Below are 16,265 nucleotides of genomic sequence, written 5' to 3' on the forward strand. Positions count from 1 at the left end.
CCCCGTCGGACACTTGTGATTCGTCGGCGGCGGCGTGATGGATTGGCCGGGACCGGCTTGCGACGGGCGCTCGACGGGGGAACGCCTGATTCCCCCGGAAGCCGCGTAACCGATGATCATGCCCGGCGTTGGTCTGCCGGGGCCCGGCATGTCCGGCCGGGCCATGACGAAGGCTTGAGGGTCACTCATCATGCACGACATCACCAGGAAGATCGCCGCGGGGATCGGAGCCGTCGCCGCGGCGCTCGGCTGTGTCATCGCCGCCGGGCCGCCGGCTGCGGCCGACGGCAAGTGGTGCAACAACGCGGTCTGCATCGAGACCTACGACAGCGGCACCTATCTGGGCAGGGTCGAGGTGTCGGTCATCAACACCAACCAGCCGCACCGCATCAGCGCCCGCGTCTGGACCACCGACGGCTGGAGCGCCAACACCAAGGTGGAGGACGTCGACGCGTTCAGGACCTACCGGGACCAGGCCTACCCGCAGCGCCACTTCCCCGCGGGCACCCGGCTCTGCGCGGAGGGCTTCCGGGGCGGCGAAAGCGTGGGCCTTCCCTGCGTCACCCTCACCGACTGACTTCGCCGACTGGCCGCACCACCGACCTCGCCGCGGCTCAGCCGTACTGGCGACAGCGGCCGGGGAAGACGGCCTGGACGCGTGCCGTGACGAGACCGAGGGCGGCCCGCGATTCGGTGGCGTCGGGGTCGGACCCCAGCTGAAGGGCCAAACCTTCGGTCAGGCAGTGGAGTTCGAGTGCGGCGAGGTCCGGGTCGGTGTCGGCCGGGACCTCGCCGCACTCCTTTCCGTTGTGGACGGCCGTGGCGAGCGTCGAGCGGATGAGCCGGCCCGACTCGGCGTGGGCCCCGGCCAGACGGGGGTTGTCGACGGTGCGGCCGAGGAAGGCGAGCACCACCCGGTGCGCGGAGCGGCGGCGCGGGTCCACCGGAAGCCATTCGGCGAGACCTTCGACGACCACGTCACGGATCGGCAGTTCCTGTCGCGTGGCGCGCTCCCCCAGCGTGGCGACCCGGTCGCGGATCTTCTGGATGACGCGTTCGTGGGTGAACAGCAGCATCTCGTCCTTGGTCGGGAAGTAGTGCTGTACATGGCCGACGGAGAAGCCCGCCGTCGCGGCGGTCCGCGCCACGGTGACCCGGTCGAGCCCCTCTTCGGTGACCAGCTTCTGTACGGCGTCGGCGACCTGGATACGCCTGGCTTGGTGATCGACGACCTTCGGCATGCCGTCAGGGTATCCGCCCGGGTCCTTGCGGAATGTTTTTACCATATGCTCATATGGTAAAAACGTTGGGACGTCGACCAGGGGGTGGCTGCGGACATGGCAGTGGCAGCGGCAGTGACAGTGGTAATGAAGGACCGAAGGCGCCAATGGGGCGCGCGATTAGGGCAGTTGACGCGTGTTCTGCTCGTGGCGGGGGCGCTGGCGGTCCTCGCGGCGCCCGAGGCCGCCGCCGGCACGAGGGACTGGTCGGAGGTGGACGCCTTCGTCCGCGGGCGACTGGACGCGACGGGCACACCCGGTGCCGCGCTCGCCGTGATCGAGGGCGGGCGCGTCGTGCACCAGCGGGGCTTCGGTGAGGACGCCAGGGGGCGGGCGGTCACGCCCGACACCCCGTTCCTGTGGGGCTCGCTGTCCAAGCCGGTCACCGGCCTCGCCGTGCTGCAGCAGGTGGAGGCCGGCCGTGTGAACCTCGACGCTCCAGTGCGCACCTATCTCCCGTGGTTCCGCCTCGCCGACCCGGAGGTGTCCGACCGCATCACCGTCCGGCACCTGCTCACCCACACCAGCGGCATCCCCACCTCCGCGTCCGGCGAGATCGGGGACCGCTACGACAACGCGCCCGGGGCCCTCGCCGGTGCGGCCCGCGACCTGGCGCGGATCGAGCCCACCGACCGACCGGGCGGCTCCTACGCCTACTCCAGCGCCGGTTACGCCGTACTCGGAGCGCTGGTCGAAAAGGTGTCCGGGCGGCCGTTCGGCACCTACCTGCACGAGAAGATCCTCGACCCGCTCGGCATGGAGCACGCCGTCGCCACCGAGCGGGACTTCATGCGTGAGCGGGTGGCACCCGGCCACCGTTCCGTCTTCGGTACCCCTGTCCCGTTCGACGCTCCGTACGACACCTCGGGCGTCCCGTACGGCCATGTGGGCGGCAGCGTGCGGGACTTGGCCCGATTCGCCGTGGCCGAACTGGGCGGAGGGCAGCTGGACGGCCGACGGGTCCTGTCGGCGAAAGGGATCGCCGACACCCAGCGCGGCCATGTCGACAGCAGCGCCGATCGCTACGGCCTCGGCTGGTCGGTCGGCACGCTCGAGGGCACAGGTGAACGTATGGTCTGGCACGACGGGGCGTTGCCCGGCTTCCAGGCCATGATGGTCATGCTGCCCGATCGCGACCGGGCCGTGATCGTCCTGCAGAACGCCTACCACCAGCTGCGGGCCAAGGAGTTCGGCGACGCCGCGATCGGGACGGCGCAACTGCTCTCCGGCGAGGACCCCCGCACCACGCCCGTCGACGGGTTCGCCGTCGCCCTGCCCTGGATCACCTCAGGCCTTGCCGGAGCACTGCTGCTGAGCGTGGCCGCCCCGGCCCTGCGCCGTCTGCCCGGACGGCGCGCCGCGGTCCGGGCCCGCTCCCGGCGCCGGATCGTCGTCACCACCATCGCGTCGGTCACCGTGGCCGTCGGCGTCGCGGCGCTCCTGTGGTGGCTGCCCTCGACCCTCGGCGGCAGGCTGTCGATGGCGCTGCTGTGGATGCCCGACGTGGGGTGGGGCCTCATCGCCGCCATCGTGCTCGCCTTGCTGCTCGCGGTGGAGCGTACGGTCCTCGGGGTGTGGGACGTGCGGCGGCGTGGCAGCCGGATCCACTCAAAGATTCCTGACACATCTCAAAGTTAGATAGGGGATTCGGTCGCGAAACCCTCAGGGGTACTCCCGCTGTCGTACGCGCCCTGTGCGCGCTGCTCCTATCGTGAGTTCCGTGACCCTCAGCTCCCGCCCCTGGCGGCTGCACCTCGCGCCGCCCTTGCCCCCGCAGCTCATGGACCTGGCCGTGGCCGCGGTCGTCGCGCTGCCCACGGGTCTTGACGCGTCGGTCAACGACCCTGATCACCGGCAGGCCGACTGGCTGACCTGGCTCCTGTTCGCCGTGTCCGTCGCGGCTCTCCTGGTGCGCAGCCGATGGCCGGTCGCCGTCACCGTCGTCACCGGGGCGGCCTGCGCGGGCTGGGCGCTCTACGGTCACATCGGGGAGCTGCTCAACCTTCCGGTGATGGTCGCGCTGTACGCCGTCGCGGTGCGGGGCGACCGGCGCCGCACGCTGCGTACCGCCGTGGTCGCTGCCTTCGTCTCGGGGGTGGTGTCGGTCATCGCGGGCAAGGACGTGGCGCAGCCCCAGGGTGCCCCGCTCCTGGAGATGCTCTGGCCGCTCGTACCCCTGCTGCTCGGTGAAGTGGTGCGCGGGCGGCAGGAGTTGATGAGGGAGTACGCAGACCGGGCCGAGCGCGCCGAGGCCGACCGGGAGCGGGAGGCGCGGCACAAGGTCGACCAGGAGCGGGTGCGTATCGCGCGCGAACTGCACGACGTGGTCGCCCACACGGTGTCGGCGATGACCGTGCAGGCTGGCCTCGCCCTGGACGCGCTCGACAGCAGGCCGGATGTGGCACGGACGGCGATGCGGCAGGTGCGGACGTCCGGCAAGGAGGCCGTGCGCGAACTACGGGCCACGGTGGGCGTGTTGCGGGCGGGGCATCGGGTGGCCTCCGTCGACCCTGCGCCGCGCCTCGCGCAGCTCGGCGAACTGGTGGAGGGCGTGCGCGGGACCGGCCTTCGGGTGACCCTGCACACCGACACAGGTGGCCGTCAGCTGCCGCAGCTGGTGGAGTTGGCGGCGTACCGCATCGTCCAGGAGGCGCTGACCAACGTGATCAAGCATGCGGACGCCCGCCACGCTGCGGTGTCGGTGGCCACGACGGGCGACCTGCTCGCAGTGGAGGTCACCGACGACGGGCCGACGACCCCTGTGAGCCGCGCGGCCACGGGGGAGGGATACGGCTTGATCGGCATGCGGGAACGGGCCGTCGCGGTGGGCGGCGCTCTCGAAGCGGGGCCGGTGGCGGGCGGTGGGTGGCGGGTGCGTGCGGTGGTTCCTGTGGGGGAGGGGGCGGCGTGAGCGGACGGAAGGAGGAGGGCGGCATGAGCGGCCGGATCAGAGTGTTGCTCGCCGACGACCAGACCGTCGTTCGCGCGGGCTTTCGTGCCCTGCTCGACCTCACCGACGACCTGACGGTGGTCGGCGAGGCGGCGGACGGCCTCGCCGCGGTGGAGTTGGCCCGCACCACCCGCCCCGACGTCGTCCTCATGGACATCCGCATGCCGCGGGCCGACGGCCTCGAAGCCACCCGCCGTATCGTCGCCGACCGTGTCCTCGACGCCGTACGCGTGCTGGTCCTGACCACCTTCGAGGCCGACGAGTACGTCTTCGAGGCGCTGCGCTCGGGGGCCGCGGGCTTCCTGCTCAAGGACATCGAACCGGACGACCTGCGCACCGCGATCCGTACCGTCGCCGCAGGGCAGAGCCTCCTGTCGCCCGGGGTCACCCGCCGGGTCATCGAGGAATTCGCCCGGCTCAAGGCGCCCGAGGCCGAGGCGCTGCGGGTCCTCGATCCGCTGACCGACCGGGAGCGCGAGGTGCTCGCGCTGGTCGGCCGCGGCCTGGCGAACGACGAGATCGGCGCACGTCTGCTCATGTCGCCGCTGACCGCGAAGACGCACGTCAGCCGGGCGATGACGAAGCTCGGGGCGCGGGACAGGGCGCAGTTGGTGGTGCTCGCATACGAGACAGGCCTGGTGCGCGCGGGCGAGAGCTGACCCGTGGTCGGCTACTCCCGGGGGAGTAGCGGCCGACTCCCGTCGGCAGATGTCCGGGGCGTCGGCCCCTCCGTAGCGTCGACGGCATGATCGAAGCACGGGAACTCACCAAACGATACGGCGGCAAGGCGGCCGTCGACCGGCTCACCTTCACCATCCACCCCGGCCGCGTGACCGGCTTCCTGGGCCCGAACGGCGCCGGAAAGTCGACCACCATGCGCATGATCCTCGGCCTCGACGCACCCAGCGGAGGCGCGGTCACGGTCAACGGACGGCTCTACGACCGACTCGCCGCACCCCTGCGCGAGGTCGGCTCGCTCCTGGACGCCACATCGGTGCACGGCGGGCGCACCGCACGACAGCACCTCCTCGGCCTGGCCCGCAGCAATGGAATCGGCGGACGCCGTGTCGACGAGGTCCTCGACGCGGTGGGTCTCACGGGCGTCGCCGGGCGGCGGGCCAAAGGGCTCTCCCTGGGCATGGGCCAGCGCCTGGGCATCGCGGCGGCGCTGCTCGGCGACCCCGGCGTGCTCATCCTCGACGAACCGGTCAACGGCCTGGACACCGAAGGCATCCGCTGGATCCGCGACCTGCTCAAGTCCCTCGCAGCCGACGGCAGGACGGTGTTCCTCTCCAGCCACCTCATGAGCGAGATGGAACTGACCGCCGATCACCTGATCGTGATCGGCCGGGGACGGCTCCTCGCGGACACGGACATGCGGGACTTCATCGAGACCAACTCCCAGGGCGTCACCCTCCTGCGCACACCCGACGCCGAGGCACAGCGGATGCGGGCGCTCCTTGAGACGGCGGGGGCGTCTGTGGGCCTGGACGCGCGCGGCGGCTGGCGGGTCGGCGGTCTGACGCCCGTCGAGATCGGCGAACTGGCCCGCACCCAAGGCCTGGCGATCCACGAACTCACCTCCGTCCACTCCTCGTTGGAGGAGGTCTACACCGACATGACGCGGACTTCGGTGGAGTACCGGGGCACGGCGCGGACGACGTACGAAGCCGAGGCGAAGGAAACGGTCCGATGAGGACGGCGATGAGGACGGCGACAGGGATGGCGATGACCACGACAGATACGGCGAGCCCCGCCGCCCCCGGCTTCCGCGAAGCCCTGGCCTTCGAGTGGACCAAGTTCGCAGGCCTGCGCTCCACGCGCTCGACCCTCCTGACGACCGGCGCACTGACCGTCGTCGGCGCACTGTTCGTCGCCCTGAGCGGCAGCCTGCAGCCCGACGACACGGTGCTCGGCGGCAGCCTCACCCTCAGCGTCGTCTCGCTGATGGTCGCGGGCGCGGTGGGCGCCCTTACCGTGTGCGGCGAGTACGCGAGCGGCACGATCGTCACCACCCTGAGCGCCGTACCGCGCCGCGGCCGGGTGCTCGCCGCGAAGGCGACGCTGCTTGCCGGTCTGCTCTACGTCACCGGGCTCGTCTCCTGCACGGCCGCGTATCTCCTCGGCGGCGCCCTCCTGGAGGACGGCAAGTACGCCCAGGGAGAGCCGCTGCCCGCGCTGTTCGGCATCGCCGGGCTCTTCGCGCTCGTCGGGCTTCTCGGCCTTGCGGTCGGCACCCTCCTGAAGCACTCGGCGGGAGCCGTCGTCACGGTGGTCGGCGTCCTGCTGCTGCCGTCCCTGTTCGGTCCGCTGCTCGGCGATCTGCAGCGCTGGGTCGCCGGGGCGACGCCGACGGCCGCGCTGGAGAAGCTCACGCAGACCTCCGACGCGGGCCCGGAGACGGTCGGCAGCCTCGGCGCCTGGCCCTCGCTCGGTCCGGTCGCCGCCTACACCCTGCTGCTCCTCGGCGTGGCCGCGTGGCGCCTGCGCCGACGCGACGTATGACATCCCGTGGCATCCGGTGACACCCCGGCCGGACCCCGTCCGCGTAGCGACTCAGGAGAGGTATTTTGCGATTCTTTTACAGTGGGTGTAGAAGTTAGCCATACTTCTCCACCCACTGTCGCTGTACGGCCGGGGCGCCACCTCCGGCGTGGCGGGATGCCCCGGCCGCGTCGAGAATGACCGGCACGCCCCTTCATCGGAATGGAGCCACTGTTGCTGTCCGCCGTACTCGGTCTGCTCGCCGTTCTCGTCCTGACCGCGGGCACCGGCTACTTCGTCGCGCAGGAGTTCGCGTACGTGGCCGCGGACCGCCTCGCGCTCGCCCGCGAGGCGCAGGCGGGCGACCGGCGGGCGGCCCGCGCCGTGCAGGTCCTCGAACGGCTCTCGTTCATGCTGTCGGGCGCCCAGCTGGGCATCACCGTCACCGGTCTGGTCGTCGGCTTCCTCGCCGAGCCGTCCGTGTCCGGGCTCGTGAAGCCCGCCCTTGACGGCACCGGCCTCTCGGACGGCGTCGTCTCCGCCCTCTCCGTGGTCCTCGGCTTCGTCGTCGCCACCGTGCTCCAGATGGTCCTCGGCGAGCTCGCCCCCAAGAATCTCGCGCTCGCCGTCCCCGAGCGGCTCGCGAAGTCCCTCGCCGCCTCGACGCTGGCGTACCTGAAGGTCGTCGGACCGATCGTCCGTGTCTTCGACAGCGCCGCCAACCGGCTGCTGCGCCGCATCGGCATCGAGCCCGTCGAGGAGCTCCACCACGGCGCCACGCTCGAAGAGCTCAGCCACCTCATCGGCGAGTCCCACGAGCACGGTCAGTTGCCGCGCGAGAGCGCCGAGCTCCTCGACCATGCCCTGGAGTTCTCCGAGCGCACACTGGCCGAGGTGATGGTGCCGCGGGCGGATGTCACCTTCGTGCGCAAGGACGCCTCGGCGGACGAGGCTGTGCGGCTCATCGCCGGGCACGGACACTCGAACTACCCCGTCATGGGTGACCACCCGGACGACGTCGCGGGCGTCATCGGGGTCCGCGAACTGATGCGCCTGCCCACAGGGCGGTTCGACCGCACCACGGCGGGCGAACAGGCCCGCCGCCCCCTGCTCCTTCCCGACACCCTGCCGCTGCCGGGCGCGGTGGCGCAGATGCGCGAGCGGGACGACGAGTTCGCGGTCGTCCTCGACGAGCACGGGGGCGTGGCGGGCATCGTGACGTACGAGGACATCGCCGAGGAACTCGTCGGGGACATCGCCGACGAGACCGACACCGTCGTCGCGCTCGCGGTCGCCGACGGCCGCGGCTGGTTCGTCGACGCGGGCCGCCGCCTTGACGAGGTGGCCGACGCGACCGGCATCGACCTGCCCGAGGAGGACGACTACGACACCGTGGCCGGGCTCATCGTGGACCGGCTCGGCCGCTTCCCGGCCATCGGCGACCGTCTGACCGTGGACCTGTCCGACGGCAGCCGCGTCGCCGTCGCCGTACTCGGCCTCGACCGCCACGTACCGGAGCGCGTACGGATCGAGCGCCTGCCGGGTGCGCATGTGCCGACCGCCGATGAGACCACAGAGGAGACCACCGCATGAGCTTCCCGCTGGCCCTCTTCGTCACCGTCCTGCTGCTGATCGCGAGCGGCTTCTTCGTCGCCGCCGAGTTCGCCCTCGTCGCCGCCAAACGGCACCGCATGGAGCGCGCGGTCGCCGCAGGACAGCGCGGCGCCAAGTCCGCGCTCGCGGGCATGCGGGAGCTGTCCTTGATGCTCGCGGGGGCCCAACTCGGCATCACCGTCTGCACCTTGGGCCTCGGCTCGGTCTCCAAGCCCGCCATCTCCCACGAACTCGACCCGCTCCTCGCGAAGCTGGGCCTGCCCGCCGGGCTCAGCTACGGCATCGCGTTCGCGCTCGCCATGGTCGTCGTGGTGTTCCTGCACATGGTCCTCGGTGAAATGGCACCCAAGTCCTGGGCCATCGCCCACCCCGAGCGCTCCGCGATGCTGCTCACCCCGCCCTTCCGGGCCGTGGTCAAGGTCGTGCGCCCGCTGCTCACCGTCCTCAACAAGATCAGCAACGCGCTCGTCCGCCTGTGCAAGGTCACCCCGCGCGACGAGCTCACCTCGGTGCACAACCGCGAGCAACTCACGCACCTGGTCCAGGAGTCGTGGCGGCTCGGACTGATCAGCGAGGCCGACTCCGGTCTCATCACCACCTCGCTCACCGCACCGCTGACCGCGGTCGGCGACCTCCAGACCGCGGCCGCGCAGATCACGTCCGTCCCGGCCGACGCGAGCATCGACGAGGTCCTTGAGGTGGCCGCGGCGAGCGACCGCACCCGGCTGCTCGTCAGGGACGGCGCCGCCGTACTCGGCTCGGTGCACGCACGTGACGCCCTGGTGGCCCGCGCCCGCGGCCGAGCCCTGACCGCCCGCGAGTTGGCCCGCCCCGTCCCGGAACTCGCCGCCGACGACACCATCGCCCACGCCGTCGAGGAACTGCGCCGCCGCCGTGCCTCGCTCGCCGTGCTCTGCGACGAATCGGGCCGTCTCACCGGCCTGGTCAGCCTGGACGACCTCCTCGCCCGCCTCATGGAACCGCGGCAGGCGGCCTGATGGCCATCCGATTCCGCCCCTCCGGGCATGGAATGCCGTGCCGAAAAGACACGCGGAACGGGGATGTACGCGCGTCGTGTCCGGTAGCTACTGTGCTCGCAATGTCCCGTGCCGACGCAGTCACGCACCGTCACACAGCATCCCGCGCGAGCGCGGCGCCGCGATGAAGTTCCGCAGACCGCCTCCTCCCTGCCCGCAGGCGGTCATCTACCGGTGGGCCCCGGCGACGGTGGCGGCGGGCTGCCAGGTCATCACGCTCCTGGACGGCAAGGGCCACGACATCGGGCACCTCGACTACCAGGTGTGCCATCTGTGCGGCGCCGCGCACGTCAACACCATCGCCATCGCCGGCCCCTGGCAGGGCATGGGCCTCGGGCGCGAGGCACTCCACCGCGCCACGGACCCCTGGTCAGCGTATGCGTGGAGTACATCCAGGCAGTCCGCGGGCGGCCGGAAGTTCTTCGCCGCGATGGCGGAGGAGACGGGCATGGACTTCGTGCCGGGAGCCGGGGGGTGCCGTCACATCACCGCGTCGCCACCGGGATCCAGGTCCGGCGGGGCGCTGGGGCGTCGGGAATGAACGGCCGCTGACCGGGGCACTCGGAGACCGGGCGCGCATCACGCGCCCACGTTTCTGAGAGGACGCGATGAGCCGCCGCACCATGCGACCGCCGTGGTCACCGCGCGCCGAAGTTCTGCGTCCACCAGGGGCCGCCGCTGCCCTGCCGGTAACCGATGCCGATCTCCTTGAAGGAACAGTTGAGGATGTTGGCCTTGTGGCCGGAGCTGTTCATCCAGGAGTCCATCACGGCGGCCGGGGTGCGCTGGCCCGCGGCGATGTTCTCGCCGTAGGTGGTCCACTTGTAGCCCGCTGCCGTGACCCGGTCGCCGGGATCCTTGCCGTCGGGGTTGGTGTGGTCGAAGAAGTCGCGCTCCGCCATGTCGTCGGAGTGGCCCTGCGCCGCCTTGCCCAGCTTGCTGTTGAGGGTCACCGGGCCGCAGCCGCTCTTGGCGCGCTCGGCGTTGACGAGCCGGGTGACCTCGGCGCTGTACGAGTTGCCCGCCGGGGCCTCCGGAGCCTGGGGCGCGCTGCTCGTGCGGGTGGGCTTCGGTGTCGGCTTGGGCTTGGGTGCCTGCGTCTTCGTCTTCGAAGGCTTGGGCTTGGGGGACGGCTTCCGCGTCCGGCTGGGGGAGGCGGAGGGGGACTTGCTGTGCTTGGGGGCCGTGGTGGTCGGAGCCGCCGACGAGGGCGGCTGCGACGCGGTGAGTGTCTGCGCTTCCGTCTGTTCGTCGTCCGCGGGGCGGGTGGCCGAGTAGATGACCCCGGTCGCGACGACGAGCACGGCGACTCCCGCGGCGACCGTACGTCCCTTGCGCGGGAGCCCGCGGTGGCGCTGTGCGGCGTGTCTCGCCGGGGCACTCCGGGTGCCGGATATCTCGTACGTGTTCGGCGCCGTGGTGTGCGCGTCGGCCGCCGTGTGCGGCGCGTCGTACGCCAGGTGGTGCGCGTCGCCCGCGCTCACCGCGCGTATCGCACCGGGGGCGGCCAGCGCGGCGGTCGGCGGCACCAGGGCCACGCCCACAAGGAGACGCTCGGCGAGCACCAGGCCCGCGCCGTGACCCGAGCACACCGCGCAGTCGCGGACGTGCCGGGCCAGGCGCTTGCGCCAGAGGGAGGAAGGAGTGCCGTCCCACGGGGCCACCACGTCGCTCAGGTACGGGCACCGGGGCGAGGCGGCCAGCGCGCGGACCACGATCCGCGCCGTCTCCAGCTGGGTCTTCATCCGCTGCACCCGGACAGTGGCGTGCTGCGTCGGCAGCTCCATGGCGGAGGCGACCTCCGCACGGGTGAGCTCGCCGGAGACCTCGAGCCACCACAGCGAGAGAAGCGCGCGGTCGTCGGTGTCCAGCCAGCGAGTGGCCTCAGCCACCTCCCGGCGCTGCCCCACAAGACCGAGCCGGATGATGGTCAGGTCGACGAAGTCCGCGCCGGGGTCCACGACGTCGTACGCCTCGTGGAGCGGGCTCGGGCTCTTCTGCCCGGACGCGCGCTGCTGCCAGTGCCTGCGGATCTCGTTCATGGCGATGGCCACGAGCCAGGACCGGAAGCTCGCCGGGTCGCGGAGCGACGACAGGCCCGCGAGCGCCCGCAGCATGGTCTCCTGCACCACGTCGTCGACGTCGGCGTGGCCGTCGAGCGCCCGCCCGACGATGTTGTAGACCAGCGGCAGGTATCCGGCCACCAGGTCGTCCTGCGCCTGCTGGTCCCCGGTCTGCGCCGCCGTCACCAGAGGATCGTGTTCACCGATCATGGACTGCCTCACTCGCTTTCTTCGTCGGCACGTGTGGCCTTACACCTGGGAGATCGCGTGAGCGCACGGAGATAACAGAAATCCGCGAACAGAAATCTGCGGCGAGCATACGCACCTGGTCATCGGCGCAAGCGATCCAGGAATGCGTAAATCCATATATACGGCTTACCGGACATCGAACGGTTCCGCACGATCGGTGAGGCCACTGGACCTCACGCCCGCGACAGGCACGACTCGACCGCCCCGACGAGACGCGCGGACCGCGCGTCGCCATGGCCGATCATCCGGTTCGCGGTGTAGGCGAACCCCACGCCGAACTCGTCGTCCCCGAAGGCGAAGTGACCGCCCGCGCCGTCGTTGCCGAAGCTGCGCGCGCCCAGCATCGGGCGGAACCGCGGGGCGTCGAGCAGGAAGCCCGAACCCCAGCGGGCGCCCAGGTCGGGAAAGCCCGACCAGGAAGGGCCCGCGGTGAGTTCGCGCAGCGCGTCGGTGACGGTGTCCCGCGTGAGCAGCCGCGCCGAGCCGTCGACTCCGGTCGCCGCAGCCGCGTACAGCGTCGCCAGCGAACGCGCCGACGACACCGCCCCCGCGCCGGGAATCTCGGCGCGCAGCAGGTCCGGGTCGTTCCAGCCGTGCGGCTCGTCGAGGCCGGGGAAGGCGAACGCCCCGTTCATCGTCACGATCCGCATGACCAGGGACTGGGGGTCGGGGTTGCCCGGCCGCCCCTCCGCCTCGACGAGCCGGGCCAGTTGGGCGACCTCCTCCTCGGGCAGGCCGATCCAGGTCCGCAGGCCGAGCGCGTCGCCGACGGCCTCACGGAAGTACGCGCCAGGGGTGAGCCCGGTGACGCGGCGGATCAGCTCGCCGAGGACGAAGCCGAAGGTGTGCCCGTGGTACTCGTGGGCGGTGCCCGGCTCCCAGAGCGGCTCCTGCTCCTCGATCGCGCGGACCACCGGCGTCCATCCGGTGATCTCGTCGAAGCTCAGGGAACGGTCAAGGGCGGGGAGCCCGGCGCGGTGCGCGAGCACCGTGCGCGGGGTGATCGTCTCCTTGCCGCCGCGCGCGAACTCCGGCCAGTACCGGGCCACCGGCGCGTCGAGGTCCAGGCGCCCTTCCTGGGCGAGCAGATGGACGCAGACGCTGACGACGCCCTTGGCGCACGAGAAGACCGGGACGACCGTGTGCTCGTCCCACGGACGCCCGGTCCGCTCGTCCGCGACCCCGCCCCACAGGTCGACGACCTTGCGTCCCTCGGCGAACACCGCGACGGAAGCGCCGAGTTCACCGAACTCGGCGAAGTTCCGCGAGAAGACGTCCGCGACCGCCCCGTACCGCTCGTCGGCCCATCCGCTGTACTCCATCGCGTTCTCTCCCCTTGCCCGTGATCGGCTCTGCCGTGTTCGACCGGGGAACGCTATGCGGCAGGAGCGGCCGGCTCCAACGCATTTACGCGGAAGGGGGCCACGGAGTGCCTCTCAGCGGGCGAGCAGGTCCCGCAGCGCTCCGGCGATCGCGGCGGGGGCCTCCTCGGCCATGAAGTGGCCGCAGGTGACGGGCGTGTGCCGCAGGTCCGGCGCCCAGGCGCTCCACAGGGCCGCCGCGTCGAAGCCGAGCGCGGAGCCCCAGTCCTGCTGGAGCACGGCGACCGGCATCTTCAGCCGGTTGCCGGTGTCCAGGTCGGCGCGGTCGTGGTCGACGTCGATACCGGCGGATGCGCGGTAGTCGGCCACGATCGAGGGCACCGCGGAGCGACAGGCGTCCAGATAGGCGGCGCGCACGTCGGCGGGGATCGCCTGCGGGTCGTTCGTCCAGATGTCGAGGAAGTAGCCGAAGAACGCGTCAGGGGCGGCGGCGATCAACTCCTCCGGCAGGCCAGGCGGTTGAGCCATCAGGTAGAGGTGGAAGCCGACTGCGGCGGTGACGCCGTGCATCACGTCCCACATGTCCGGCGTGGGCAGCACGTCGAGGCAGGCCAGGTGCGTGATCGTGTCGGGGTGGTCGAGCCCGGCACGGAACGCGACCAGGGCGCCGCGATCGTGTCCGGCAAGGGCGAAGCGTTCGTGCCCGAGCGCACGCGCCGCTTCGACGACGTCGGCGGCCATGGTGCGCTTGGAGTACGTGCTGCCGTCGGTCTCCGCGGGCTTGTCGCTCGCCCCGTAGCCGCGCAGGTCGGGGCAGATCACCGTGTGGTCCGCGGCGAGGTCGGCCGCAACATGCCGCCACATGAGATGGGTCTGCGGGAAGCCGTGCAGCAGCACGACGGGCGGGCCGGAGCCGCCGACGGCCACGCTCAGGCTCACGCCGTCCGCGACGGGCACGCGCCGGTAGGTGAAGTCCTCGATGGCAGGGGTCATGGCTGGGGGCATCGTCGCGTCCTTCTCGGTGGCGGAACAGGTGCCTCCGAGCCTGCCGGGCGCCAATGAGCATCCGATGAGCGCGCTACCGTGACCAGCGTCGATACCCATTGATGCCCACGGATGCCCATGGAAAGGCTGGTCAGGCGTGCAGGTCACGTTCGGGGTCCTCGGTCCTGTGGTGGCCCGGGACGGCGCCGGGGCCGCCGTCGCGCTGAAGGGCCCGCGGCACCGCGCGGTGCTCGCCCGGCTCATCGTCGCCCGCCGCCGCGTCGTCCCCGTGACCCGTCTGGTCGACGACCTGTGGGCGGACCCGCCCCAGGACGCGACCGGGGCGGTACGCACCTTCGTGGCCGCACTGCGCCGAGCCCTCGAACCGGAGCGCCCGCCCCGCACCCCGGCCCGGCTGCTCGTCACCGAAGGCCCGGGGTACGCCCTGCGCGCCGAGCCCGGCACGGTGGACGCCTGGCGCTTCGAGCAGGCGGTCACCGACGCCGCGACCCTGCCGCCGCAGGACGCACTCGACCGCCTGGAGGAGGCTCTCGGCTGGTGGCGCGGCCCCGCCTACGCCGACTTCACCGAGGAGACCTGGGCGCGCACCGAGCGCTCCCGCCTGGGCGAACTGCGCCTGCACGCCGTCGAGCGCCGGGCCGAGGCACGGCTCGGCCTGGGACGCGCCGCCGACGCGGTACCGGACCTGGACGCGCACGTGGCCGAACACCCCTGGCGCGAGGACGCGTGGCGGCTCCTTGCCCTCGCGCTCTACCGCACCGGCCGTCAGGGCGACGCGCTCGCGGTCCTGCGCCGGGCCCGAACGCTCCTGGTCGAGCAGCTCGGCGTGGATCCAGGACCGGGCCTTCGCCGCCTGGAGACGGACATCCTCGGCCAGGCCCACCACCTCGACCTTCCGGCGCCCCCGGCCGGTGGCGCGGCGGAACGGGTGTGGGCGCAGGCCACCACCGCCTACGAACGGACCGTGGCATCCGGAGCCCGTGCCCGCCTCGACTCCACGGTGAGCCTGCTGCGCAACCTCGCGGTGACCGGAGGCGGCGGCCTCGAAGCGGCCCGCGAGCACCGGGTGGCGGCCATCGAGGCGGCGGAGGAACTCGTCGACGCGGAACTCACCGCCCGCGTGATCGGCGCGTACGACGTCCCGGCGAACTGGACCCGCGTCGACGACCCACGGCAGGCCGCACAGGTCGTGGCGGCGGCCGAACGCACGCTGGCCGCGCTCCGCCCCGACGCGCACCCGGCGGCACGGGCCCGCCTGCTGACCACGATCGCCCTGGAGTCGCGCGGCACGAGATCGGCGCGCGGACCGCAGGCCGCCCGGCAGGCCGAGGAGATCGCCCGCCGCCTCGACGACCCGGCGCTCCTCGCGTTCGCCCTCAACGGGCTGTACATGCAGACCTTCCACCGCGCGGGCCTTGCCACAGACAGGGACGCGATCGGCGCCGAGCTTGTCGCCCTCTCAGCCCGCCACGGCCTGGCCACCTACGAGGTCCTCGGCCACCTCATCCGCCTCCAGGCCCGCGCCGCGCTCGCGGACTTCCCGGGAGCCGACGGCCACGCGGCAGCCGCGAACCTCCTGGCGGAGCGTCATGAGCTGCCCCTGGTGGGCGTGTTCACCCAGTGGTACGCGGCGCTGCGGCTCGCAGCGACAGGGCAGGCGGCACCGGCAGCCGAGGCCGCTTACCAGGAGGCGGCCTCGGGACTGGACGGCGCGGGCATGCCCGGCCTGGAACGCGGACTGCTCCCGCTCGCCCTGCTGTGCCTGCGCCTACAGAACGATTCCCCCGCCTCGGCCGACGTACGGATCGGCCAGGGACTTGACGACAGTACGGACTGGGGGCCCTACGAACCCTGGACCCGCCCCCTGGCGCTCCTGTCCCAGGACCGCCGCGACGAGGCGGCGCAGGCACTGCGCCGCCTCCCGGAACCGCCCCGCGACCTCCTGCTCGAAGCCCTGTGGTGCCTGGCGGGGCGGGCGGCGATCGCCGTCGACGACCGGGAGACGATGGAGCGCGCCCGTACGGAACTGGCCCCCGCCGCAGGGGAGTTGGCGGGGGCGGGCAGTGGCCTGCTCACGCTGGGTCCGGTCGCACGGCACCTGGACGACCTTGCCGCCGCCCTCCGCCGCTCTCGGTGAGCGGTCGTCGGAAGGCGGACGGACTGTGCTCAGCCCTTGCGGGTGTTGACCTCTTCGGTGAGGGCGGGGACGACGTCGAAGAGGTCGCCGACGACGCCGTAGTCGACCAGCTCGAAGATCGGGG

General features: G+C 72.0%; 14 protein-coding genes. 10 read left to right on the top strand and 4 right to left on the bottom strand.

What is annotated here, in order from left to right; translation table 11 throughout:
* Positions 1 to 190 precede the first annotated feature (190 nt).
* A complete protein-coding gene (locus tag ACWFRJ_RS44195) occupies positions 191 to 577 on the top strand; it encodes a hypothetical protein (protein WP_453544696.1) in 387 nt (128 codons plus the stop codon).
* A gap of 37 nt (positions 578 to 614) precedes the next feature.
* Here the strand turns inward: ACWFRJ_RS44195 and ACWFRJ_RS44200 are convergent, their stop codons facing one another.
* Entirely contained in the window at positions 615 to 1,241 is a 627-nt protein-coding gene (locus ACWFRJ_RS44200; protein WP_453544698.1) for a TetR/AcrR family transcriptional regulator, read from the bottom strand.
* Positions 1,242 to 1,409: 168 nt separating this feature from the next.
* Between ACWFRJ_RS44200 and ACWFRJ_RS44205 the strand changes: the two genes are divergently transcribed.
* From ACWFRJ_RS44205 to ACWFRJ_RS44240, 8 genes are all read left to right on the top strand, one after another.
* Entirely contained in the window at positions 1,410 to 2,918 is a 1,509-nt protein-coding gene (locus ACWFRJ_RS44205; RefSeq protein ID WP_453544700.1) for a serine hydrolase domain-containing protein, read from the top strand.
* A gap of 82 nt (positions 2,919 to 3,000) precedes the next feature.
* A complete protein-coding gene (locus tag ACWFRJ_RS44210; RefSeq protein WP_453544702.1) occupies positions 3,001 to 4,191 on the top strand; it encodes a sensor histidine kinase in 1,191 nt (396 codons plus the stop codon).
* Between the two features lie 23 nt (positions 4,192 to 4,214).
* Complete coding sequence (locus tag ACWFRJ_RS44215; protein ID WP_453544722.1) at positions 4,215 to 4,889, top strand: response regulator transcription factor; 675 nt, start codon at positions 4,215 to 4,217, stop codon at positions 4,887 to 4,889.
* Between the two features lie 86 nt (positions 4,890 to 4,975).
* Positions 4,976 to 5,926, top strand: a complete 951-nt coding sequence (locus tag ACWFRJ_RS44220; protein WP_453544704.1) for an ABC transporter ATP-binding protein — start codon at positions 4,976 to 4,978, stop codon at positions 5,924 to 5,926.
* Between the two features lie 32 nt (positions 5,927 to 5,958).
* Positions 5,959 to 6,735, top strand: coding sequence for an ABC transporter permease subunit (locus tag ACWFRJ_RS44225; protein WP_453544706.1), 777 nt, complete (start codon positions 5,959 to 5,961; stop codon positions 6,733 to 6,735).
* A gap of 216 nt (positions 6,736 to 6,951) precedes the next feature.
* On the top strand, positions 6,952 to 8,307 hold the full coding sequence (locus tag ACWFRJ_RS44230; RefSeq protein ID WP_453544724.1) for a hemolysin family protein: 1,356 nt from the start codon (positions 6,952 to 6,954) through the stop codon (positions 8,305 to 8,307).
* The gene (locus ACWFRJ_RS44235) at positions 8,304 to 9,326 is read left to right on the top strand and encodes a hemolysin family protein (RefSeq protein WP_453544708.1); all 1,023 of its coding nucleotides are present in this window, start codon (positions 8,304 to 8,306) and stop codon (positions 9,324 to 9,326) included. Before ACWFRJ_RS44230 ends, ACWFRJ_RS44235 begins: the two co-directional genes overlap by 4 nt.
* 163 nt (positions 9,327 to 9,489) lie before the next feature.
* Positions 9,490 to 9,906 (top strand): GNAT family N-acetyltransferase, encoded by a 417-nt coding sequence (locus ACWFRJ_RS44240; protein ID WP_453544710.1) that lies wholly within the window; start codon positions 9,490 to 9,492, stop codon positions 9,904 to 9,906.
* 97 nt (positions 9,907 to 10,003) lie between these two features.
* Here the strand turns inward: ACWFRJ_RS44240 and ACWFRJ_RS44245 are convergent, their stop codons facing one another.
* The 3 genes from ACWFRJ_RS44245 to ACWFRJ_RS44255 all read right to left on the bottom strand — a co-directional run bounded on the left by ACWFRJ_RS44245 (position 10,004) and on the right by ACWFRJ_RS44255 (position 13,992).
* Entirely contained in the window at positions 10,004 to 11,638 is a 1,635-nt protein-coding gene (locus ACWFRJ_RS44245; protein ID WP_453544712.1) for a sigma-70 family RNA polymerase sigma factor, read from the bottom strand.
* A gap of 212 nt (positions 11,639 to 11,850) precedes the next feature.
* The gene (locus ACWFRJ_RS44250) at positions 11,851 to 12,999 is read right to left on the bottom strand and encodes a serine hydrolase domain-containing protein (protein ID WP_453544714.1); all 1,149 of its coding nucleotides are present in this window, start codon (positions 12,997 to 12,999) and stop codon (positions 11,851 to 11,853) included.
* Positions 13,000 to 13,113: 114 nt separating this feature from the next.
* On the bottom strand, positions 13,114 to 13,992 hold the full coding sequence (locus ACWFRJ_RS44255; protein WP_453544726.1) for an alpha/beta fold hydrolase: 879 nt from the start codon (positions 13,990 to 13,992) through the stop codon (positions 13,114 to 13,116).
* Between the two features lie 148 nt (positions 13,993 to 14,140).
* Between ACWFRJ_RS44255 and ACWFRJ_RS44260 the strand changes: the two genes are divergently transcribed.
* Positions 14,141 to 16,141, top strand: coding sequence for a BTAD domain-containing putative transcriptional regulator (locus tag ACWFRJ_RS44260; RefSeq protein WP_453544716.1), 2,001 nt, complete (start codon positions 14,141 to 14,143; stop codon positions 16,139 to 16,141).
* The last annotated feature ends 124 nt before the right edge of the window (positions 16,142 to 16,265 follow it).

The sequence above is a fragment of the Streptomyces sp. NPDC055239 genome, from assembly GCF_053606205.1.